The following is a 24,604-nucleotide window of genomic DNA, read 5'->3' as shown; positions in this document are numbered from 1 at the left end:
AAAATAACCATTATAAAAAAGGTGCATAACGTTTTGATTATGTACCTTTTAATATTACTAATTTTATATAGCTCTAATTATCAAGCAGCATTAGTATTAATTTCTTTTATTTTATTTTCCCATTTTGCTGATGTTGTTTTATCTGCATAAACATCTCATTCATTAGCCATATTTGTATTTCCAGTAGCAATACTAATTAAAGTAGCGTCTGAATGAATTTTGTTATAAAGTTCTTTAGCTTTATTAACTTTGTTTTTGTCTTGATCAATTTTTTCACTAGGTGCTGAAAAATCAACTAGACCATTTTTTCATGTACCAATAGTATCTGCTCCAAAACCTTTAATATCATCATTTACTTCGTATTTTTGAAGAGATTTAGGTAATTTAAATTCAGCATTATCTTTATTTGCTTCCTTTTCAACCTTTATATACAATTTAATTAAAGCATCTTTCAAGTTCTTTTCAACTGATGTTAGGAAGAATTTTTCATTTTCTTTAAATGCTAATTTTTGATCAGTATCAACACCAATTACCTTAACTCTTTTTTGAATCTCTTTTGATTCTCTTGCTAGTTGAGCAACTAAGTCTTTTGTATGACTACCGGCAACTGGCATAATAATATCTGCTCCACCTTGAATTAAAGTTTGAGCTCAAGAGGTTCCTCCTCCTGGAATAAAGTTAGTTCCAAATTGGTCTTTAAATTCACCTTTTAAAAGGAATTTAACTTTTTTAGCATCAGCATGTTTTGTTGCATATGTTGCGAACATATTATCATTATAATATTTAACACCATTAATAAAACCTGTTATGAAGTTTGTGACTCCAGGGAATTGTCCCCCACCTCAAGCTGAAACTAATGGTGTTCTATCTTCAGCAATTTCAACTAGATATTGAGCTGCATAAACACCAACTAAAAATGCTGACTCATTTGTATTAAATAAAACACCAGCTACATCCTTGCCATGTTTTTGAAATCCTTCACCATTCATGCCTTTGTATGAACCATCAACTAAAAGAAACTTAAGTTTAGAATCATTTTTAGTTTTTCAGTATTCTTCCATTGCACCAATATGGGTGAAACCAGGGGCAATAATATACTTAATTCCTTTAATTTCAGCTGCTTTGTAACCATCATGAACTTTTTCTGAAGGTTCTGAATATCTTTTACTTACCTTAACATCACTGCCTTTGATAATTTCTTTTAACGCTTCAAAACCTTGTTGGTTAAATGATTGGTCATCAACATGACCTGTATCGGTAACTAAATATACGTCTCTTTGTATTCCTTCGGTGCTATCTTTACCACATGATACTGCAAATGCTGGTGCAATTGCTGAAGCACTTAAAGAAGCTCCAATTAACATTTTTTTAATCTTTTTCATATACATCCTTTTTTTACTTTTACTCACTTATTAAAATAAATTGTATTTTAACTATTATTAATAAATTAAAATACTAACTTAATTATATATAGGTAGTTAAAATACCTATTTTTTTAGTTATTTAATTTACTTTATTGAAAAAAATAAACTCATTATTAACCTAAAATATTCATTTTTTTGACAAATATATTTCAATATATATATATATATATATATATATATATATATAATTAATTTTGAAAATCTCTTAAATATTGAAAGGACTTTTATGAAAAAAATATTGAAATTTTCATTGGTAATTCCTTCTGTATTACCAATTGCACTAACCGCTAGTTGCGGCGATAACGAAAAAAAAGATGAAACAAATAGCTCTAAAATTGATATCAATTATTTAAATAACGCAAATAATGCTGTTTCATTTGACGTTATTGATAAATCAAACAAGAAAATTAATACTGTAAATCAAAATGATATAGTAATTAAAATTACTGATGAAAAATTATCTGATAATTTTGTGATAAATATCATAGAACTTGTAAAAACAGTTGACAAACAAATAACAATAAAATATGTAATTAAACATAAAACAGATTTAACTTTGATTAGTAATCAAAAAGAATTTGTTCTAAAAGGTTTTAAAGAAGCTATTCCGTCAGCACCAGTTGGAAAAACATTTGATGCTAAGATGAATGAAGCAAATCCATTCATGGAAGAATTAAAATCTTCTTATTCAAAGATGCAAGAATATAGAAAAGACACGAAAAATCAATATCAAAAACATAACATAGAAATAGGTTATGGTGAATATACTGCTAAAATATCAAGAGATCAATTTGTGAAATTATTTGAATATGCATCAACAAAACAAATTGAAGAAGCTTTTGAAAACAATATCGATTCTTTAAACAACTTTACAGAATTTGAAACACAAGAAGATTTAAATAACTATGCAGATGAACTTAAAAAACTATTAAATAACTATCTTGTTAAAGAATCTTGATTTATTGATAAATTAAGAGCTCAAATTATGTCTGCTGGAGCAAGCAATTTTACAGGAGTTATATCTAGAGAAGATGCTAAGTCAAAAGGAAAAGAATCTGAATATAATGGTATTGTGACAATACTTAAAGATTTATTAAAAAACGAAATGAGTCTAACTCTATCAGATAAAATTGATTTCTATAAATTTGATATAAACACAAAACATGGATGAAGTTTAAATGTATGAATGAAAACAAAAAATTCTAAGAACCAAGATTTTACAGTAGAAGATGTAAAACTAGACTTTCAAAATGCTGGTACAAAAACTGATGAGCAAATTAAACAACATAATCAAGGTGAAAGTTTTGTTCAAAAATACATAAAACCATTTAAACAAAACATGATGGAAAGCATTAATGAATTAAAAACTGTATTAATAATTTTTGTTTCTCAAAATCTAGATAAAGAAACTAAATTAACGTCATTAATCTCGGAAAAAATAACTAATGCTCTTATTGAAAAAGAAATAAATAAAATACCTAATTTTAATTCTCTTCCAGATTTTGTGAAATCCCTAATAAGAAAAAGTACTAAAAAATTTGTAGATAAATTGACACCAAAATTAACAAAAGAAATCTTCGCTATAGCAAAAGATACAGTTGCAAATTCAAATGTTTAATTTATAAAAAAATACATGGTCAAAATAGGCTATGTATTTTTTATTAGTTTTAATAATATAAAGATAAATTAATAATTATTTCTTATTCTTTCATAATTAATCTTATTTTTAGCTTCATAATTATCAAAAATTTGTTGATCATCAATACCTACCATATGAGCTAATGCAATTGAAACAGACAACACTTCTTCTATCTTTTCTTTTGACAAATCTTCCATTAAGTTGACAATCAACCTATAATATTTTATTAATTGGAGATTTATGTCTTCATCTAATATTAGAGGTTCAATAATTTCACTTGCACCTAAACGATAAGCGAGTGATGTTTGAAAATGCATAACATCAGCAAATTCTTCGGATACTTTTTTCATGTCCACATTTTTATGTTTTTTTCAATATTTAAATGTTTGGATTTCATTAGCAAATTCTCCAACTTCAACTAGTAATGCTAAAAGTCTCTTATGAAAAAAACCAATTTTGTCTTCTGTTATCTTAGGATCAATTGTATAGGCAGCATCCAATTTTTTTTGCATTTCATATATTCTACTAAAATTCATAGTAACTATTATAAACCTTATATCAGGGTAGAAAAATTATTTTACGTTATGATATGGTTCATCAATAAAAATAGTAGATATTTTTAAATTATTAAATTTATTTACTAAATCTTCATAAATTTTATAAACAAAAACTTGTTCATCTAAATGAGAGATTTCAAGAATTTTAAATTTTGATTCTCGGTAATTAATTCAATCACTTCATTTAATATCACTTGTTATAACAAGATCAACATAGCCGCTAGATAATTTATTAGCTAAATCTATCGGACCAGAACCGGCCAATATACCAATATTATAGTTGTTTTGTAAAAAACATTCTTCATTAAAATTACTTCTAAATTGATATAAATTTAAGTTAGTATTAAAAAGTTTTATCAAACTCTTAATATCTTTATTTCATTTTATTATCTTTGCATACTTGTCATCAAAAGGGACTAAATTAGATTCTAATTTTAGCCTTTTAACTATTTGATATGATGTCCCATCGTCTTGATTATCAAAATTAGTATGTAAACACAAAACATTGATTCTTTTTTCTTTAAGTATTTCTAAAAAATCTAATTTATATGGGGCATTAATTTTTTCAGTTTCTCAATCATCTTCTCACTTAAATGGATGATGAGTAATAATTAAATTTGAATTTGTTTCTATAGCTTTATCTAGAACCTCTTTTGTTAAATCAATTCCAACAACGATTCCAGTTATTTTTTCAGAAAGATTAAATTTAACAGAAAAACCACTAGGATCTCAATCTTCTTTATCTTCTAGTGGATATTTTTCTAATAAATATTTGGTTAAACGTCTTAATTGCATTATTTAAGGAAATCCTTTAGATTTTTACCTTTAATACTGCTATTTTTAAGTTTTCTAAGAATTTTGTTTTCAATTTGTCTTATTCTTTCTTTAGATACACCACGATCTTCTGCAAGCTCTTCTAAACTAGCCATCTTATATCTATTGCCATTTTCATCATGGCCAACGCCATAACGTTTGCAAATCAAAACATACTCATCACGTTCTAATGTTTCTTCTAACATTTTATTCATAACTTCAACAAGTTCTTCATTTGCTGCATAATCATTAGGACTAATAACGCTTTCATCTTTAACAAAATCACTAAAAGCTGAATCATTTTCTTTACCAATTTGCTTGTCTAATGAAATTGGATCAATATTGATTTTACGGATATATCTAACTTTTTTTGCATTATATCCATGACCATATCTTTCAGCAATTTGTTCATCAGTTGGATCAGCACCTAATTCTTGTTGTAATTCACGTTCAATTTTAGTTATTTTATTAATAGTTTCAACCATATGAACCGGAACACGAATAGTTCTTGCTTGGTCTGCAACAGCACGAGTAATTGCTTGACGGATTCATCATGTTGCATATGTTGAAAATTTAAAACCTTTATTTACATTATATTTTTGAACAGCCTTAACAATGCCCGAATTACCTTCTGAAATCAAGTCAATAAAACTTAATCCGCGGTTTTTATATTTTTTGGCATTATTTATAACTAAACGTAGATTTCTTTTAATTAATTTATCTCTAGCTCTTTTACCTCTAAAGCCGCCCTTTTCCATTTCTTTAGCTAAATGTCTTTCTTCTTCAAGAGTTAATAATTTACCGTATTTACCGATTCAACGCATGTATCATTTAACAATGTCATTGGTTTCAGTCAATTTATTACGAAGAGCTTTATTAGTGATTTTATGAGAATCATCATCTAGAACTATTTCCTCATCATCATAAGTAATCAATTCTAATCTAGAGTCAGATTTTTTATTACCTTTTTTCTTTGCGCTTAATGTAGTTGTATCAGTATCATACTCATCCGAATTTTCAAAATCATCATCATCTTCGATGTTGTATTCAATGCTATCTTGATATTTATCGATATCAATTAAATCGTCCGTATCATCAGGATCGATTTCTTCATCCTCTTCAAAATCATCATCATCGAAATCAATTTCTAAATCTTCTTCATCTGATTCTTCTGTTTTTTTATTGGCTTTTTTCTTTGATTTGCTTAGTTCTTTAATTTGTTTTTCAATTTCTTCTTCATCAACAGAATCTAAATCACCTTCATCAGTTTCGGGTGAAAGTATTTTTTGATTAATTAAAATATCAAGAAATTCATCATTATCAGGATCAACATCTATTTTTAATTTATCCATAAAATCAAAAAACTCACTTTGTGTAAACATAGTTTTTTTAGACTTTTTAAGTTGTTTTTCAAGAATTTTTATAATTTCTTTGTAACTATTGTTTTCAGTTTTGTCGTTATTTTTTTTATTCGTCATGGCTCTCCTTAATGCGTTTAATGGTTAGTGCTAATTCTTTTTTGTTTTCATAAAGTTTTTCATTTTTAGAAATAATTTCTTTTTTATCATAAAAATTTTTAAATATATTATCTGATAATTCTCTAAATGCATTAATATATAAATCTTCAAAATTACTCTTTATAATTTCTTTATCATTACTATCCGAAGAAAAGTCATTAAGAATTATAGCATATGAATCATTATCATATTTTTGATAGTCCTCTTTAAACTTATTTAAATTATCATACAATGTATTATTATAAATTGCTTCCAAAATTTCGCTTTTAATTTCTTGTTTTTTATCCCTGTCCATAACTCTAAAGGAATCAAAGATATCTTGGTTTGCTTTTTCAATAAATAATGATACTAAATCAGGATGTTTTAACAAATATAAAAATAAAACATCAACTTTATCTAGTTTCGAAAATGAAGAATTATTTTGTTTTTTTAATAAAGGTTTTGAATATGAATTACTCTCACCCAAAAAATCTTCTTGATTAGGAATTGAAGGCATATATTGAAAGCCATTTTCCTCAGGATAATAATTGTCATAATTACTATTAATATTTTCTCTAACGCTTATATTTTTTGCAATCTCGGAATTTACTTGTAGCTCAAATGTAAATTCTTTTTTAAATTTTTCTTTGTAATAATTCTTAATATTATCTGGAGTATATTTTAAAAATACATCAAAATCTTTATTAAATCCTTCAAGTGCATCAAGCGAATTATTTTGCATAGATATGAGATTAAATTTATTTTTAAAATAACTATAAAGAAAATCTAAACCGTTTATAGATTCATTAATCATACTTATTAAGAATTTTGAACCAGATGAATTTAAAATTTCATCAGGATCTTTTCTTGATTTATTTACAACTACACTTGTTTTGATATTATGACTAATTAATAGTTCTAGCGATTTAATTGTTGCGTTTATTCCTGCATCATCGCCATCTAAAAATAAAATAACATGTTTTTTATCTAATAATTTTAAGTGTTCAATAGTTAAAGCTGTCCCCATTAGACAAACGCTATTCTTAATTCCTGCTTTATATAAAGCAATAACATCAAAAAAACCTTCAGTTATTATTATTGAATCGTCACGAGAGTTGCTTATAGCATTATAGTAGTTATAGAGAATTTTAGATTTTTGAAAAAATTTATTATCTGGACTATTTATATATTTGGGTTTTAGGTTTTTATCAATAGTTCTTGCACTAAAACCTACAATATTATTATCAGAATCGGTTATTGCAAAAGTAATTCTATTATAAAAAAATTCCTTTAATTTTACAGGTTCAATTAAACCGCCCTTTGCTAATAAATCTGGTTTTTCTTTTAATTCTTTTTCAAATATTGTTTTAAATAAACCTTGACTACTATAACCTATATTAAAAAAATTGGCTATGTCATTAGTTAAGCCTCTTTCATCCCAAAAAGCTTTCACTTCTTGACTAACATTTATGTTTTTTAATAGTTCCAATTTATAAAAGGAGTTGGTTTTTTTAATAAGCTCCAATATTTCTAGTTCTTCTTCAGTATATTTTGGTTTTTTAATAGCTGAATAATATAAACTAGGATCTACTTCTAATGAATATTTGTCAACCAAATATTTAATGGCTTCTGAATATGTAATTTTTTTATAATTAACTAAAAATTTCAAGACATTGCCGCCAGCTCCACAAGCAAAACATTTATAAATTTGCTTTTTAGGATCTATATGCATAGATGGGTTTGAGTCATTATGAAATGGACATAATGAAAGATAACTTTGACCTTTTTTAGTCAAAGTTATAAAACTAGAAATAATATCAACTATGTCAACTTTAGTTAATAGTTCATCTAGTTGATTTTTGTTTTCTTGTTTATTGTCCATTTATTTTATAAAGTCTCCTATTTTACTAATTTGAATTCTTTCTTGCTTCATTGAATCACGATCTCTAATAGTCACACAATTATCTTCTAATGAATCAAAATCAAATGTTATACAATAAGGAGTTCCAATAGAATCTTGTCTTCTATAACGTTTACCAATTGAGCCTGTTTCATCAAAAACAGCAATTATATTTTGTTCGATTAAAGAGTCATAAATTTTCTTAGCTTCTTCACTCAATTTCTTTTGTAGAGGTAAAATTGCAACTCTGTATGGTGCTAGTTTTTTGTCTAATCTTAACACAAGACGTGTTTCATTATCTAATTGTTCTTCGTCATAAGCATCAATAATAATTGCAAACATTAATCTGTCTAAACCCATTGATGGTTCAATAACATAAGGTATAAATTTTTCGTTTGTTATTGGATCTAAATATTCTAATTTTTCTCCAGTCGCTTCTGAGTGAGATCTTAAATCAAAGTTCGTTCTGTTAGCAATACCCAAAAGTTCCCCTCATCCAAAAGGAAACTTATATTCAATGTCACTAGTTGCATCAGAATAATGTGATAATTCTTCTTTATCATGAGCTCTTATTCTGAAATTATTTTCTTTAATACCTAATTTTTTTACAAAATCAACTGCTTTTTGAATATAGTATTCATGTGTTGCTTTTGCTTGGTCAGGATAGCAAAATACTTCCAATTCCATTTGTTCAAATTCACGAGTTCTAAATATAAAATTTCCTGGTGTAACTTCATTTCTAAAACTTTTACCAACTTGACCAATACCCATAGGTAATTTAGATCTAGTGGCACGTAAAACATTTTTAAAATTAACCATAATGCCTTGGGCAGTTTCTGGTCTTAAATAAATTAAACTTTTGCTTTCTTCAGTAACGCCTTGCTTCGTTTCAAACATCAAGTTAAATTTTTTAATATCAGTCCAGTCAGTTTTATCGCCTTCATATTTTTTTAAGTTCTTAACTAAAAAGTCTTTCATTTGTTCAAATGAAAGCGTTTCAGGAATAATTGTTGGATCAATTTCAGCGATTAATTTATCAGCACGATATCTCTTACCATTAACCTTATTTTCAATTAAAGGATCATTAAAGTTAGAAACGTGACCACTTGTTTTTCATACATTTGGATTCATTAATATTTTTGAATCGATAAGGTGATTATTTTCTTCTTTAAAAATAAAAAATTTTTTTCATTCCTTTGCAATATTATCTTTTAATAATGAACCTACTGGACCATAGTCCCAAGTATTTGCTAAACCTCCATAAATTTCGCTTCCTTGAAAAACGAATCCAGAATTTTTTAAGTGCGCAATTATTTTATTCACATCTTTTTCTTCATTTTTTAACATATATTTATTTCCAATCTTTTTTCTAAATAACTAATTTATTATTTATTAAATATTTTTTTAATAGATTCAATTCAATTAGTAATACTAATAACATGAAAATGATTAAGTAACAATAGAACGATTGCGGTAATTAGAATTATAAGTAAAACTATAAGCAATGAGAATCCGACTTCTTTTTGTTTTGATTTACGTTTTTTAGTAACTTTAATTGAATTAGAATCAGTTATTTCATTTGTGTTAACAAAACCTATTTCTTCATTCTTTGCATAATTATTAAGTTTTGATTTTTTGTAATACGGTGTCACTTTTTTGTAAAAAATTTCTTCTTTAATTTGTTTTGGATCGCCTTCCAAACTCAAGATTTTTATAGGAGTTAGTTCGCAAAATTCGTAATTACTTAATATTTCTTCTGGATCTTCAACTTCGCTTTCCTCTTCTAGTTCTAATATTTCATCTAAACCGTTGTTTTCAGCTTCAATTGCTTTAAAAACATTATTTGAATCACCATCAATTTTATTGTCATTATTAGAAGAGGAAACTTTTTTATAAACTATTTCTTCTTTTATATCTTTCAAATTGCCTGGTAAAGCTATTTCAGTTTCTCTCGATTTACTAATTACTTCTAATTCTAAATCCTCACCAGGAAATACTTGAACTAATGGTCTTATATTACTATCTTTAGCTTTTTCAAATTCTTCTTTTTTAGTTAATCTTTTTATTAACATTGTTTTTGTCAAATCTTCATTTTCTTTTTGGCTTTGCATATTATCAAATTCAGAATCAGACATATTTATTGCACTATGTATAACATTTTTATTAGGTAATGATTTAATTTTTTGTTTGTTAATATCACTAGATTCTGGTTTTTTATCCTCAGAATGCAAGTCAGAAGAAATTGTAGTTGTTTTTGTTTGATCATCACTATTAACAACTGTGATTGAATATCTTGAACGAACACCGGTTTCAGGAATTTCATAATTGTATTTATCTTTTGGCACAAAAGTTACAAACTTTAAGTCAACAAGAACATAAGAAGTCTCAAATGCAATTTTTTTAACTTCATTATTTTTTGAATCCATAAAAGTTGCGGATATATCTTCACCATTATCTAATGATTCATCAATTTGAATTTCATTAAGTAATTTTTTACTTGCAAAGGTGAATTCTTCATATAGTTTATCTAAAACTAACTTATGTTTAAGACTATCTTTATTTTTTATTTGACAAATATCATTATCAAAATTCTTAATATTTTCTTCTATTTTTGCAAAATCTTTTCTTGTTGTTGTTGTATTTTTTAAATTTTCAATAATTTCATTTAATTTATCATTATAAACTGCTACTGCACCAACTAAATCATTACTACTTAGTGATTTATATTCAATATGTACTAATTTTTCATATGTGTTATTTGCATTTTTTAATTGTTCTATTTTTGCATTTAAATCTTCAAAGTCCACTTCTTTTTGATTCAAAGCATTTTTTAATTCTTCTAAATCACGATCAACTTCGGCGCTATTTTGGTTTATTTGCTTCATAAGCTCATCGATTTGTGCTTGATATTTTGATTTAATTTGATCAACATCAACAACGTCTTTACTCTTAGCTTTTTTCTTTACTTCAAGTTTTTCTGGGAAGTATGTTTCAGGGTCAGAAATTAAAACAAAGTCAAGATTGTCAAATCTTTCAATTGCGTTGCTATCATCATGTTTGAAAGTGAAAGGATCAATATTTAATTCGTTACAAATTCCAGAATATGTTGCTCCTCCATCAAAACCTGCAGTTTTTATGTAATTAAATCATTTGGACTTATCTTTATTTGAGTCAATTGTCAATTGACCAGCAAATATTCTTTTTTCATTTTGGAATCAAATAGCTGTTTCAAAATTAAGAAGCATGTATCATTCAAGCGCATCACTTCTTGTTTTAAATTTTGCTAAACCTTCTTTAATTTTTGGATGTTTTAATAATCATGGATATTCATTATCGCTCTTAAATTCATATGTACAATTTAATCTTTTCATAGTGCCTCGCATTCTAAATAACTAAATACTAATAATATAAGTATATTTATTATAATTCATAGTAATAAAAGATTTAGAATTATTTATCTAAATCTGAATCATATTGGCAACTTTTGAAATTATTAACACAAAAGTTTTATCTTTTTTTAAATAATAATTGTTGATATGCACACATTGCAATCATAGCTCCATTATCTGTCGCATATTTTAAATTAGGAATAATAGCCTTAGGTGATAATGCTAGAAAATCTTTTCTTAATCTAGAATTAGCACTAACTCCGCCAGCTAGCACAAGAGAATTGAATTGATATTGATTCATAGCTTCGCGAACTTTTGATATTAAGTAATTTACTGCACAATCTTGAAAACTAGCAGCAATTTGATATTCATCAATTTTTTCATTTCTTTGTATTCTATTGTGATAAAAGTTAATTACTTGAGACTTTAAACCACTAAAAGAAAAATCATATTTACCTTCAGTTTTAGGTTGTGTAAATTTATGTATTTCTCCATTATAATCTTTTGAAATTTTATCAATTATAGGACCACCAGGAAAACCTAATCCTAATTTAGAACTTACTTTATCAAATGCTTCGCCTACAGCATCATCTAACGTTTGCCCAATAATTTTAATATCAAAAGGATCGTTAACTAAAATTAATTGAGTATGTCCACCAGAAACTAATAAACATAATGATGGATACAAAATTTCTTGCTCGATTGCGCAAGAATAGAAGTGTCCTTCTAAGTGATTAATTGGAATAAGTGGTTTATCTAAGGCTAGTGATAATGCGTTAGCAAAAAGGTAACCTATTTGAAGCGTTCCGATCAAGCCAGGTTTTTCAGTATAAGCAATATAGTCAATCTCTTTTAAATTATGTTTTTTTAGAAATATTTTTTCAATAACATTAATATTTTTAACGTGTTCACGACTTGATAATTCAGGAATAGTTCCACCAAATTCTTTAAAAATATCAATTTGACTTATGGTTACCATATCAATAATTTTGCCATCTTCTAATAAGGCTATAGAAGTATCATCGTGACTTGTTTCAATACCTAATATTTTCATTATTTTTTAGCTCCTATTTGTGGTAGTTTGATATAGTATGGTTCAATATCCATTAAGTCTTTATAATCCTTAAAATCACTTTCAAAATATTTAAAATTCTTAATAAATAAATCATGGTCAATCGCATCATAACTATTGAGTTCGCCTTTTTCTAAAGTAACTTGATTTATATTAAATAATTCTTTTGTTCTTTTGTATGAATAATATTTTCCACCATTTGCATTAATTGCAAATTCTGTTTTTGCTGGATTTTGTCTAGCTAGTATTTGCATTGATGATATTGTTTTAATCTTGATGTTGTAAATTAATGCAATTGTTCTTAAATAAACTAAAGAAATTCTAACACCCGTAAAGAATCCAGGTCCTATATTTATATAAAAACAATCATAATCAGTTATTTTTGTATTAGTTAATTTAAGTATTTCTTTAGTTTTTTCCGGAATTAGATTTACTTTCTTTTGATAATTTAAAAGTTTTATACTTTCGACTTCTTTAAAATTGTTATCAAAAATAGAAATTACAAAATCACTATTTGCAGTATCTAAATATAATTTCATTATTTAACCACCTTTATTAAAAAATCATGACTTTGATTTGCTAAGTTATGAGTTATTTTAATATCTAAATAATTAGAATAATTATGTTGGATATTATCAGCTCATTCTATTGCGACAATATTATTCTCATAATAATCTTCAAATTCTGCCAAATCTTCACTTAAATGATAGGCATCTATATGAATTAGTCCCTCATAATTTTTCATGTAATTGAAAGTTGGACTAGTTATTGGTTCTTTAATGTTTATTAATTTAGCAATGTGTTTAACAAGGGTTGTCTTACCAGCACCTAAGTCTCCATTTAGCAAAATAATTTTAGACTTAGTTAAATTTTGCAAAACAAACTCCGCTACAAAAAAAACATCACTCTCATTTTTTATTTGAAATAATTTAGAGTGAATATATAATTTATTCTCTTTTTTTGTCGAATTTTGATTCATAAATATACCTATTTATTAATAATCGTTTTTGTTACCTTGAGTTCCTTCTAAAATTGAAACTGAACGACTAGTTCCAAAACGATTAGCGCCAGAATCTGCCATTGCCTCTAGATCAGCATATGTACTTATACCGCCAGCTGCTTTAATTTGAAGTTTATCTCCACAAACCGATTTCATTAATTTAACATCATTAAGGTTGGCACCACGTGTTGAAAAACCTGTAGATGTCTTAATAAATTCAGCACCTGATTCCATAACTATTTCAGTCATTTTCTTAATTTCATCTTCATTTAATAAAGCTGTTTCAATAATAACTTTTAATGTATTTTGTCCACAAGCTTTTTTAACTTCTTTAATATCTTCAAGAACATAAGCATAATCTTTATCTTTTAATTTTCCGATGTTTATAACCATATCAATTTCATCCGCTCCAGCTTTTATTGCTTCTTTAGCTTCGAAAGCCTTAGCAGATGTTAAACATGCGCCTAATGGAAAACCAATAACCGATGTGATACCTATAGTTGTTCCTTTTAATTCTTTTTTAGCATATTCAACATATGAAGAATTTACACAAACTGTTTTAAAGTTATATTCTTTTGCTTCCTTGATAATTTTGTCTATATCTTTTTTTGTTGCATCCGCTTTTAAATAAGTGTGGTCAATCATTTGATTATATTTTGTATTTTTCATTTTTTTCTCCTTAACAAACTATTTATTTTTTATTGTAAATCCTTCATTTATGTCAATTCAATAAAATTGATTTGGACTTAACTTGAATTTATATTCTTTAATTTTATCAAATCTATCCATAATTATCTTTTCAATAAATGAAAAAGCTACAAGCATCATAACAACATCATTTTGACAATATACTTTTAGTTTAGCAACCTCTTGTTCCCATACTCTATCTGTAATATTGCCTAGATTACGATGAATAGCCGTTTGCATAGCCATCGATCCGTTTTTGATATCTAAATTCTTATATTCTTTAAATAAATCACCGTAAATTAGATCAAATTTATTTCTAGAAATTAATTTCTCAACTAGTTTGATGCTAGTTTTTCCAAATAATTCATAAATATTAATTAATGGTATCTTATTACCTTTGCTAGGTTTCAATATTGGTGCGATTTCTTCACGTGAAAAAATATTTACTAATTTTAGATCATCTTCAGCATATCTCATTAGATCATAACTTTCTCTATTTTCAAGTTTAACCAAATTTGTTTGAAAACATAATAGTTCATCGCTGTTGTAGTCATAATTACTAAAAAAGTCTCTTAAATCAAAAGTATTATTATTTATATGACTTACAATAATTTGAAAATCTGTAATCCCTTTTAAATTATTAGACTTGAAATAATCTTGTAATTCTAAATCCTTTTCATAAGCTTGTTCAACCATTTTTAAAACATCCATATTTCTTGAATTCTCATATGCTTTAGAGTAAACAACATACATGTCTGCCTTATTTGAATAAACATTCATTATATTGTCAACTAAATCCACTAATGACAAATTAAGAGGATCTTTAACTATATTATTAGATATTTGTCCATTTTTTTTAATTATTTCACCATTAATAGTCTCGATAATTGATACTTGATTAGTAAGTTGTTGGTAAGGTCTACAATTATCAATTATTGGTATTAATGATGATACACCTTCATAGTCATATCAAACTATTCTCTTATCTTTTATATGAAAATCGGATAAAAGTTTAACAGCATAGTTACTAAAATAATTGGGTATTTGCTTTCTTGCGTATAAAATATCAATAAAAGTATCGATGTACTCCTTGCTAATGTATTTAGTTTTTAAAAGATTATGAGAATAATAATTTTCACTACCTAGGGCTAAATCAATTATTTCATTTTTGTATCTATTTTCTCCATATTTGCTTATACCGTCTTTTAAGGACAAAGAACCATATCATGAATAAACTGGTGCTTTTTCAAAATAAGCAGAAACTATTGAATCTATTGTATTATCGAAATTACGTAATTCAAGTCCTTTTTCAAAAAGTTTATCACTAGTTTTATCATAAGACGCATCTCGAACTTTTATAGGGTTATACGTAGGGTTTGAAAAGGTTTTTCGGGCTTGAATACTATCCATAAAGGTTAAAAAACCTTTTCCATATTTTTCCGTTGAAAAAAACTCTCCGGTGTTTTTATATTGAGCAAAAAGATATTTATCTTCTTCATCGCCTTTACTATTTTTATTTATGCTAGTACTAGTAGAAGATTTAGCACCATTTGCAGCTTCAATTATTTTAAATGGAACAACACCTTTTTTAATTGTTTTTTCATATTTATTTAAAATTAAAAATTTTATATTTCTAACTTTTATATTCATTTTTTGAGCTAAGTGATATAAAAAATCAGCTTTTATATATTCACGCACATTTGAACTAGTTGTAACTTTCATAGAATAAAATGTTTTATCAATTTTGTCATATATTAAAGGTTGCGACTTTAAGTAAAAATCAACATTTTCTCTAGTTGAGTGCTTTAACAAAAGAATAGGATATGCGATTAAATCATATTCATTATTTGTTAAGTATTCATTCATTTTTTGAATTATTACATCTTTATCATTAAAACTATCGAGATAAACTATTTTAGGTTCTCTATTATTTTTGACTTTAAACTCATTTATTATCAAACTAATAGCTTGCTCATTTAATTTGTTAAATACACTTTTAGCTTGAGAATCATAATTTCAATCATATTGAATTTTGGTAAATTCTGAACTAAATCATTCGATATCTTTTCGATCTTTTTCCAGGTCATCATCGTCAATTTTAATATTTTCTAGAAATTCTTTATCATTTACGTTTTCATATAATTTATAGCCATATTTGTCAATTTGAGGAACTAATTCATCATCACTTTTTTTAGAATATCATATGAAGAATGGTTGATATATATAACTATTAATATAGTTTCCTTCATTTATATATTTAATATCATTTTTTTTATTCAAAGATGATGTCATCATCCACCTTCTTTTCTTGTTTTCATCTGTCAAATAATTGTTTTCACTCTTCTTTATTATGACATCTTAAGTACTCTACCAAATCTAAATCTCTTGGTAATTTATATTGTGGTGAAATACCAGTTTCAACAATCTGTTCTCAAAACTTTTGAACATAATCAATATCATCTTTTGCCATTTGTTTGTTAACCTTAAAATTGTATTTAAACACTTGTTTATCTAAATTAACATTATCTAGATTATCATAATCATCTTCATTTAAATACGTCGCGACAATTGAATATGTATCATAACCTAAAAGATAGGCGTAAAGCTGAGCTTGTTTTTTGTAGTCAGCGGGAACCCCTGAATTACCATTTTTCTCTCATCACTCCTGTTTCTTAGCACCAACAGCTTTTAATTCTAGAATAGATTTAATTCCATTGTTATCTAATATGCCATCAGGAACCCCTCCAATAAATTCACTTTTATTTTTAAAATAATCGTAATCAACTTTAGGAGCTTCAATATGTTGAATATCAATATCTGGATATTTATCTTTTGGAAATTTGGTTTTTAATCATTCAAAAACTTTGCCTTCCATAACATTACCGGCATTGATATATTTCATTTGTAATGCGGGAATTGATAACTGAGATATAAAGCAAAAAGCCTTAAACTTACTTTTATACGTATCAGTTTCAAAAACTTCCCCAATTGATGATCCACCAAATTTTTTAAATCCTATTTTAAATTTTTGGCCTCTATTATTAATTAAATCATTATGAAATTTTTCACATAACCTAACATTTTGTGCTTTTTCATCAAGAATATAATGCAAACCATTATAAAATTTTCTTTCTTTTAATTTTGACATCAAAACTCCTTACTTTGTTCTGTTAATAATTATTTATATAAATCATATATCAATAATACGTTCAAAAAATATATAAATGTATAAAAAAAGAACATAAGTTTTTAACTCATGTTCGAATTTTATTATTTAGTAAAAATTTGATCTTCAGCTAAATTAAGTATCTTAACCATATTTTTTAGTGGTTTCATGACTTGGTTTGTAAATTGATCTTCAATAGTCATTAATTCTTTTTCTGCTTCTTCAATAAAATTAGTTAATGATTGGATTTTATTATCATCAAAATTTTCAGTTATAAAATCTTTAATTTTTTGTTGATATGTGTCATTAAAGAAAACAAACTTGTCTTTAAAACTTTTAAGTTCTTCAATTTCTTCAATACTTTCTTCATTTTCATGTAAAGCTGTTTTAATAATGTTTATAATAGCGTGAGAGTGAGTATGTTCATTTAAGTTACCACCATGGTTAGCACCATCTTCATCATGATGCCCGTGGGCATGATCATGTTTTTCATCTTTATCAAATATTGTGGTTGCTAAAAATGAATAAACTTTTTTCAAATTTCTTTGTAAGTCTGAATCATTAATTTCTTTATTGTTAAGTGTTTCGAAAAAGGTACTAAATTCAGTCAGCTCAGTTCCATTAGTTTTAATTTTAACTAAATTAGTATCAATTTGAGTTTCAGCATCTTCAATAATAGCAACTGAATTATTGAAAAAGTTTAAAAACTTAGTACCTTTTTTCCCTTCTGAAAATCATTCTTCAAATACCTTTAAAGCTTCTTTATTAGCGTCTTCCTTTTGTTTACCATTTTTTAAAAATGCATCAGCTTTAAGATTTTTATTGCTGTCTTTTTCTTTAACATCATTTGAAAATTCCTTTAGATTTACAACAAAATCATTTATTTTTGAATATTGATTAAAAAAGTCTTGGCGGCTTTGAGTTAATTTATTTGAAAAAGAATCTCATTCATTTTTGAAATTTATATATTCTGCTTTCAATTGTTTAGTTTTGTCTGAACTATTTTCAGCATTTTTTTGAGCCCCACATCCTGCAGCAATAGCGACAGGTGCCAAAATAATAGGCGATAATAGTAATGATTTAATTTTTTTCATAATAACAAATATCCTTTCTAACTTTGAAGTCCTCTAATATTAAATTCAACATTTTTACTTTCATGTGTGTTTTTATTAGTTACCTTTATTGAAACACTAACATAACTTCCATGTCTTTTTGTTTGATCATAATCAATTGCATACTCAAAAATGTTTTGGTCAGTATTCTTTGCAACTATAAATCCACGTTCATTTAATAAATTGCATATTTCATCAAATTCTAATTTAACTAAATCTCCTTTAACAAAATTTTCAATTTCTTCTTCAAGACCATCATAAGCATTAGTTATAGCTTTTAAAGAAGTTGATTTTTCATGTATTTCAATAGCATTTTCAATTAATGATTTGAGAATATCGTGTTTGATGTTAGCGTTTGTATATTTCTCTTCAACTTTTTTAGCATCGCGTATCATTTTGCTCAAGAAAATCTTCTTGATTATTATTGTTTTAGATTTTGCGTCATTAAAACATTTTTCTAATAAAGTGTTTTGTTCATCAATGCTCTTTCCTTCATTTTCTTTAACTAATGTAAAGACTCTTGGTCATCCAGCATAAGGGCCAAAAACATCAATAAGTGCATTTTGATTTAATTTTGCGGCTTCTTCTTTTTCTTCACTAGTGTATTCATTACCGTCAGAAATTTCTCAACTATCAGCTATTGCTCCATTATCAAATTCTGATGCCATTTTTTCAAATCTAGCTTTAAATTGACTAGGATCTGTTATTTTTTCAAATGCATCATCTGTTAAATTAATGTCAACAACTTCACTGTGATCATTATTGTTTGCAGTAAATCATTCCTCAACATCACTAGCTGATACTTTATCTTTTGGTCATTTAACATTAAATAAATAATCACCAACAGTTACTTGAGTTCAAAATCCGTTAAAAGTTAATGATTTTTCAATCCAATTATCTTCTACATCGGGTTTAGATTTTTCCTTAATCTTAATGCTTAAAGACACTGAATTATTTGAAGAATCAGCTTCAATTGAGTCATTATCAATAACATATTCATATTTTGATTTTTCAGGATCGTATTTATCATAGTTTGCAGAAACGTATTTTTTCAACACTTCTAATTTCTTAGCAAAAGTATCTTCATTCTTTAACTCTTCAACAAATGTATCTGCTTTTATTGTTGTTCCCTTAGCATTGACAAAATTTAAGAAACTAAAGTCACCATATTCTTCTTGTGAATATCATCCCATTACATGTATTCCTGGATGACCTAAACTATCAAAACCTTTTGCAAGATCGCCTGTTTTCTTGTTTTTAGCACCAATATATAAGTGGTAATGATATTCTCCGTGATGATGAGATTGAGTAATATTAAAGTTATATTCTCAAAGAGAATCATTAATTTCACCTTCAATTTGAATATATTGTTTTAGTCATTCAAGAACTTTTTGAGGGTCTCTGTCTAATTTAGAATATTCTAATTTAGCCATTTTATCAAATGTCATAGCATCAATTTTAGCTCCTAAATCAGTAACATGTTCCTTTATTAATAGATCACCAATTCTTACACCTTCTCCAGAGATATTTACATCACCTTCAAGGCCTTGACTAACATACTTTTTAAATCCTTGTAATTGATATGTTTTGAATTCAATATTCGTTAGATCATTAACTTCAAAATAAACATTAATGTCATCACCGAAATTTTTAAAACCTAAAAATGAGTAAATTTTATTTTTTTCAAGAGTAATTTTATTGTCTTCAGAAGTAAACTTATTTAAATATTCAACAATTTCATTTACTGTTCTATTTTCTTTTTTTAATTGTAGTAAGTTATCGCCAACTTCAAAATTGGTCATTTTCTTACCTTCATCATTAAGCTTAATAGTTAAATAACTATTTTTATTCGCTTTTGAATCACTGCTTTCATTATTGTTGCAACCCGCAGCAATCATAGGGATTGATGAAGTTGCAATTAAGGAAGAAAATGTCAAATAGCGAAAAGTTTTTTTTCTCATATTTCTCTCCTTTTTTTAATTTAAAAATATATAATAATTATATTATTTAAGATAATTTATGATAATGTAAATATGTCAAAATGGGCCAATTATATAATTGACATAAATACTTAAATTATCTAAAGAAACTACAGACGTTAATCTAAAATATATTATATACAATTAACGGTAGAAATGAAACTATGAAACTTCAAAAAATTTTAATTTTTATAGCTAAACAAATTATTACTTATTTTTCTGTAATAATTATTTTACTAGCTCTATTAAATGTAATTTTGGGCTCAATTATTGTAGAAAATTATAGTTTTTCAAATTTTATTAATTATTTAAAAGGTATTTTAACCTTTGATTATGGCAGCTTTTTAGATACTAATATTAAAGTAAATAAGGTCTTTTTTAATCACTTTATTTTTACATCCATATTAGCTCTAATTAGTTTTATATTAGCACTAATTATAAGCTTCTGGATTGCTTATTTTTTAGCAAAGAAAAATAAAAAAAATAATGTCGCTAAAGTCCTAAACTTTATAACATTTATTTTCAGTTCAATACCTATTGTTGTTGGGGGGTCTATAGCAGTAATTATTGCCAAATCAATTAACTTACCAGCAGTTTATATAGAACCTTATATTTCTAATGCGGGATATACATTATTGTCATTAATATTACCTATATTTGTCCTAACTATTACAATAACACCTTTAATGGTTTTGATTAACTATAGAATTTTAATCAATATATTTAAATCAGAATATTACCTAATGGCTATTTCAAATGGCTTTAGTTTCAAAAAAATATTTTTAACTGTTATTCTAAGAAATTGGATTGAAGAATTCCTTAAAAAGACAATTTTAATTTATGTATATATTTTAAGTTATACATTACTTATTGAAAGATTCTTTTATATTAAAGGACAGTCCTTATTGTTTCAATACTTTGGAGATCCTAGATATTTCAATTTAACAATGTATTTGTTTTTATTTAATATCGTAACTATAACCTTAATTAAATCAATAATTGACTTAAGTTTATATTTCTTAAATATAAAAAATGATGAACAAAAAACAATAAGAATATTGAAGATAGGTGAAAGGAAATTATGAAAACAAAAGAATATCTAAAATTCTCAAAAAAAGATAAAGAGTCGCACGGTATCACAATACCAGTTTCATCTAAAAAACAATTTTGAACCAGATTTTTTACTAATAAACTAAATTTAATTGCAGTGATTATTCTTTTTGTAGTTTTATTAGTTCTAATAATTTCATCAATCTTTTCGTATAGTTATAATGAACCTATAAATAATTCATTAGCCCTAAATAAGGAACTGCCTTCATCACTTCATCCTTGAAAAACTATGGATTTATCAAAAAATCCTGAATCAAATCTTTTTGTAACTTTAGCAAAAGATTATCCAGATTTGGTTAAAGTTGATGTTGATACTAATTTTGATATTTACCACGTTAGTTATAACGCTTATGGACTAATGAATAAAATAAACAATACTCACTTTGCCTACAATCACATTTTAGGTACAAATAGCAATGGTATTGACATATATTCAAGAATTGTTAATTCAAATATGCAATTATTCTTAGTTGCAATATTGTCACTATCAATGTCAATGTTTATTTCAACAGCTATAGGCATTCTATTGGCTTTATATGTTAAAAAATCAATAAATGATTTTATTTATAATTTAATACAAGCGGTAGGAATGATTCCCTACTTGTTCATAACAGTAATATTATTTATTTTTGTTGGAACATCATTTGGAAAATCATTATTAATTTTTAGTTTAGCAAGTGGAATATTTTTATTTATAAGCTCATTTCAAAGATCAACCAAAATACTCCAAGAAGAATATATAATGGCTGAAATAGCAAATGGATTCTCAAAATGAGATTTATTTTGAAGAACAATGTTTTTAAAAGTTTTAAACTATCAATTGATTCAAATCGTAGATCAATTCATATTAATATATTTATCATATGCTGCTCTCGGTCTACTAAGCATAGACCTTGAAAGCAACTTTAATATTGGAGTTATTATTAAAGAATCAACAGAATTATTCTTTATAAACCCTGCATATTTAATTGTTAATACGTCAATTATATTTACATTAATATTGACCTTAAAAATTATCGTTTTCGGTTTATCTAAAAGTTATGAAATGGAGGTTTAATATGAATAAAAAATGATTACTTTCTTTGGCTCCCATAATACCTTTGAATACGATGTCAGCTGCATGTGTATATGAAAAAAATATGGTTGATAAATCAACTTATATTATTGAAAAAGATTCAGAAAATCCAATATATGAAAATTTAGATAATTTAAAACCTTCATTTAAACATAGAGATTCATTACAAGATTCTTTATTATCAAATCAATTGCTTAGATATAAATTTGAAAATGAAAGTCACTATGATCAAATTAATGGCTACTATTCAAAAATAAGTATCAAATATTTAACACTTGGCAAAATAGATAAAATAATAATTTATGATAGCAAGAATAATAAGAATATTTTTGATAATGATGATGTTGATAAAAAAATTGATAAAGATAAATGAGGCGGATATCTTAATTATATCTATCTAGCCAAGTCAAGTAATTCAAAATCAATTAATAATCCTGAATTTATTAATAAATTAAATAAAGCTAAAAAAATAGAAATACAACTTAAAGATAATATCTTCTACAAAAATTATTTAGGGTTTAATACAAATTTAAAAATTAAAGGTTTTGATTTATTAAACTCAATTAATCAAGTTAAAGATCTTAATGAACATTACCTAAATGCAATTGGTTTAAATATCGATAGTCTTAAGAATGAAGATAATTACAGTGACAAATTAATTACTATACATTTAAATAATCAAGTAAATGCTAAATTACTAATTGATGAATTAATTAATAATAAGATGTTTTCATGACAACCATCTAAAAATAATCTAGAAAATAGTTACAAAAATTACTATTATGCAGGCGAATATGTTTTAAACGAAAACGATTTTGATAAGCAAATATTCATTAAGAGTGGTGAGTCAAAAGCTGATATTAAAAAAATAATAATTAAATTTAACCTTCTTAAAGAAATAGATGACAACACTAAAAATAATCATGACTTAAATGCCTACGAACAAGGTTTTATTAGTTCATTTAATTTATCTCAATTTAATTCAAAACAACAAAATGATTTAATAAATCTAGCCAACTCCGCAAATCTGCTTTATAAACTACATATTCTTGATGTTAAAAATAGTGAAAACAACTATTCAATAGTAGATAATAGATTATATAAATCAGGAGATCAAAACTATCAAAAGTTAATTTTTGGCACTGATAAGGACAATGAAGTAGATTGAAACTATTATTATAATGGCGATTCATTTGTCTTAAGAAATAACATAAATAACTTAATTAATAAATTTTCAATAACATACAACTTTTCAAAATCTCAATACTATGACAATTTGATAAATTATGATGCCAAAATTTCTAATGCTTACCAAACAAATTATGAAAATATAAAAGATGCTTTTGACCATATTACAAAAATTAAGTTATTTAAGTTAGAATCAAGTAAAACGACAATTTTAGATGAATATTATTCAAATGAGCTTAAATCAAAATATTTTGAAAAAGACTCATATGCTAATATTTACGAACAATTTAAGACTAGATATTTCCTAGAATTAAAAACAAGTATCAACAGCATTTTAGATAATTTTTACAAAAAAAACTCTCTTTCAAATTCAGAAAAAATAAATTGGGTAATTCCAGTTAAATCAAATTTAATTAATAATAATTTAAAAAATATATATGAAATAATTAAAAAAATACTTAATGATGTTGATCCAAGACTATTGATAAATATTAAACCGGTCAATGAAACTAATTTTTATAAAATTGCTAATTATAAGAGTAAAAACACCATTCAATTTTTAATTGATTTATTTAATAATGATAATGAGGAATTGTTAATTAACTTATTATTCAACGAAATTAAAGAATTTCAAGAAATTCAGAAATTTAAGAAATTTATAGAAAATGAATTAGGTTCAAAAATTAATTTAGATATTATTAAAAAACTCGCAAATAAAATGGAATTTAATAAAGCTAAAAAATTAATTGAAGAAAAATTTAATGCCTCTTATGGAAGTGTTGTTGCAAATTGAGTTGCAAAATATCACCAAAATAAAAATTATTATAGTATTATAAAGTTGATAAATGAAATATCTCTATCTTATGCTTTACCTTATGATTATTCAAAAATTATTAATTTAAAATTATTTAACTATGAATTAATTCAACCTTGATTTAGTAAGCCAACAAGAGATGATAATTTAATTTATTTTGAGGATATAAAAGTAGAATAGGAT

19 protein-coding genes are annotated in these 24,604 nt (G+C 25.5%); 4 read left to right on the top strand and 15 right to left on the bottom strand.

The genetic code is table 4. The annotated features are described in order from the left end of the window. Positions 1 to 77 precede the first annotated feature (77 nt). Positions 78 to 1,382 carry a BMP family ABC transporter substrate-binding protein gene (locus tag JXZ90_RS00575; RefSeq protein ID WP_205848465.1) on the bottom strand — a complete coding sequence of 435 codons (1,305 nt, stop codon included), beginning with the start codon at positions 1,380 to 1,382 and terminating at the stop codon, positions 78 to 80. Positions 1,383 to 1,650: 268 nt separating this feature from the next. Here JXZ90_RS00575 and JXZ90_RS00570 point away from each other — a divergent pair, with 268 nt between their 5' ends. Further along, the gene (locus JXZ90_RS00570; RefSeq protein ID WP_205848464.1) at positions 1,651 to 3,042 is read left to right on the top strand and encodes a hypothetical protein; all 1,392 of its coding nucleotides are present in this window, start codon (positions 1,651 to 1,653) and stop codon (positions 3,040 to 3,042) included. 68 nt (positions 3,043 to 3,110) lie between these two features. Here the strand turns inward: JXZ90_RS00570 and JXZ90_RS00565 are convergent, their stop codons facing one another. The 14 genes from JXZ90_RS00565 to JXZ90_RS00500 all read right to left on the bottom strand — a co-directional run bounded on the left by JXZ90_RS00565 (position 3,111) and on the right by JXZ90_RS00500 (position 20,216). After that, complete coding sequence (locus JXZ90_RS00565; RefSeq protein WP_205848463.1) at positions 3,111 to 3,599, bottom strand: dUTP diphosphatase; 489 nt, start codon at positions 3,597 to 3,599, stop codon at positions 3,111 to 3,113. A gap of 36 nt (positions 3,600 to 3,635) precedes the next feature. Continuing rightward, a complete protein-coding gene (locus JXZ90_RS00560; protein WP_205848462.1) occupies positions 3,636 to 4,415 on the bottom strand; it encodes a Nif3-like dinuclear metal center hexameric protein in 780 nt (259 codons plus the stop codon). Continuing rightward, the gene (locus JXZ90_RS00555) at positions 4,415 to 5,911 is read right to left on the bottom strand and encodes an RNA polymerase sigma factor (protein WP_205848461.1); all 1,497 of its coding nucleotides are present in this window, start codon (positions 5,909 to 5,911) and stop codon (positions 4,415 to 4,417) included. The genes JXZ90_RS00560 and JXZ90_RS00555 overlap by 1 nt, the downstream gene beginning before the upstream one ends. Continuing rightward, positions 5,901 to 7,811: a DNA primase gene (dnaG, locus tag JXZ90_RS00550; RefSeq protein WP_205848460.1), complete on the bottom strand. Its 1,911-nt coding sequence runs from the start codon at positions 7,809 to 7,811 to the stop codon at positions 5,901 to 5,903. The genes JXZ90_RS00555 and dnaG overlap by 11 nt, the downstream gene beginning before the upstream one ends. Beyond that, on the bottom strand, positions 7,812 to 9,176 hold the full coding sequence (locus JXZ90_RS00545; protein ID WP_205848459.1) for a glycine--tRNA ligase: 1,365 nt from the start codon (positions 9,174 to 9,176) through the stop codon (positions 7,812 to 7,814). A gap of 38 nt (positions 9,177 to 9,214) precedes the next feature. Further along, the gene (locus tag JXZ90_RS00540) at positions 9,215 to 11,200 is read right to left on the bottom strand and encodes an MAG3090 family protein (protein ID WP_205848458.1); all 1,986 of its coding nucleotides are present in this window, start codon (positions 11,198 to 11,200) and stop codon (positions 9,215 to 9,217) included. Between the two features lie 136 nt (positions 11,201 to 11,336). Beyond that, on the bottom strand, positions 11,337 to 12,272 hold the full coding sequence (gene tsaD / locus JXZ90_RS00535; protein WP_205848457.1) for a tRNA (adenosine(37)-N6)-threonylcarbamoyltransferase complex transferase subunit TsaD: 936 nt from the start codon (positions 12,270 to 12,272) through the stop codon (positions 11,337 to 11,339). After that, entirely contained in the window at positions 12,272 to 12,829 is a 558-nt protein-coding gene (gene tsaB, locus JXZ90_RS00530) for a tRNA (adenosine(37)-N6)-threonylcarbamoyltransferase complex dimerization subunit type 1 TsaB (RefSeq protein ID WP_205848456.1), read from the bottom strand. Before tsaB ends, tsaD begins: the two co-directional genes overlap by 1 nt. Next, positions 12,829 to 13,269, bottom strand: a complete 441-nt coding sequence (gene tsaE / locus JXZ90_RS00525; RefSeq protein ID WP_205848455.1) for a tRNA (adenosine(37)-N6)-threonylcarbamoyltransferase complex ATPase subunit type 1 TsaE — start codon at positions 13,267 to 13,269, stop codon at positions 12,829 to 12,831. Before tsaE ends, tsaB begins: the two co-directional genes overlap by 1 nt. A 15-nt stretch (positions 13,270 to 13,284) precedes the next feature. Beyond that, entirely contained in the window at positions 13,285 to 13,959 is a 675-nt protein-coding gene (gene deoC / locus JXZ90_RS00520; RefSeq protein WP_205848454.1) for a deoxyribose-phosphate aldolase, read from the bottom strand. Between the two features lie 18 nt (positions 13,960 to 13,977). Continuing rightward, on the bottom strand, positions 13,978 to 16,272 hold the full coding sequence (locus tag JXZ90_RS00515) for a UU173 family protein (RefSeq protein ID WP_205848453.1): 2,295 nt from the start codon (positions 16,270 to 16,272) through the stop codon (positions 13,978 to 13,980). Then, positions 16,250 to 17,125 carry an MAGa7180 family putative nuclease gene (locus JXZ90_RS00510; protein ID WP_205848452.1) on the bottom strand — a complete coding sequence of 292 codons (876 nt, stop codon included), beginning with the start codon at positions 17,123 to 17,125 and terminating at the stop codon, positions 16,250 to 16,252. The genes JXZ90_RS00515 and JXZ90_RS00510 overlap by 23 nt, the downstream gene beginning before the upstream one ends. Before the next feature lie 122 nt (positions 17,126 to 17,247). Further along, entirely contained in the window at positions 17,248 to 18,237 is a 990-nt protein-coding gene (locus JXZ90_RS00505; protein ID WP_205848451.1) for an MAG5150 family histidine triad lipoprotein, read from the bottom strand. A gap of 17 nt (positions 18,238 to 18,254) precedes the next feature. After that, positions 18,255 to 20,216, bottom strand: a complete 1,962-nt coding sequence (locus tag JXZ90_RS00500) for a hypothetical protein (RefSeq protein ID WP_205848450.1) — start codon at positions 20,214 to 20,216, stop codon at positions 18,255 to 18,257. 182 nt (positions 20,217 to 20,398) lie between these two features. Between JXZ90_RS00500 and JXZ90_RS00495 the strand changes: the two genes are divergently transcribed. Genes JXZ90_RS00495 through JXZ90_RS00485 form a run of 3 tightly spaced genes read left to right on the top strand, consistent with a single transcriptional unit; the run spans position 20,399 to position 24,601 of the window. Continuing rightward, positions 20,399 to 21,337 carry an ABC transporter permease subunit gene (locus tag JXZ90_RS00495; protein ID WP_205848449.1) on the top strand — a complete coding sequence of 313 codons (939 nt, stop codon included), beginning with the start codon at positions 20,399 to 20,401 and terminating at the stop codon, positions 21,335 to 21,337. After that, a complete protein-coding gene (locus JXZ90_RS00490; RefSeq protein WP_205848448.1) occupies positions 21,316 to 22,401 on the top strand; it encodes a hypothetical protein in 1,086 nt (361 codons plus the stop codon). The genes JXZ90_RS00495 and JXZ90_RS00490 overlap by 22 nt, the downstream gene beginning before the upstream one ends. A gap of 1 nt (position 22,402) precedes the next feature. Continuing rightward, positions 22,403 to 24,601 carry an OppA family ABC transporter substrate-binding lipoprotein gene (locus JXZ90_RS00485; protein ID WP_205848447.1) on the top strand — a complete coding sequence of 733 codons (2,199 nt, stop codon included), beginning with the start codon at positions 22,403 to 22,405 and terminating at the stop codon, positions 24,599 to 24,601. Positions 24,602 to 24,604 lie beyond the last annotated feature (3 nt).

This window comes from Mycoplasma sp. Mirounga ES2805-ORL, assembly GCF_017084445.1.
Lineage (GTDB): Bacteria > Bacillota_I > Bacilli_A > Mycoplasmatales > Metamycoplasmataceae > Mycoplasmopsis.
Note: the sequence above shows the minus strand (reverse complement) of the source record. Positions and strands in the feature narration are given on the sequence as shown.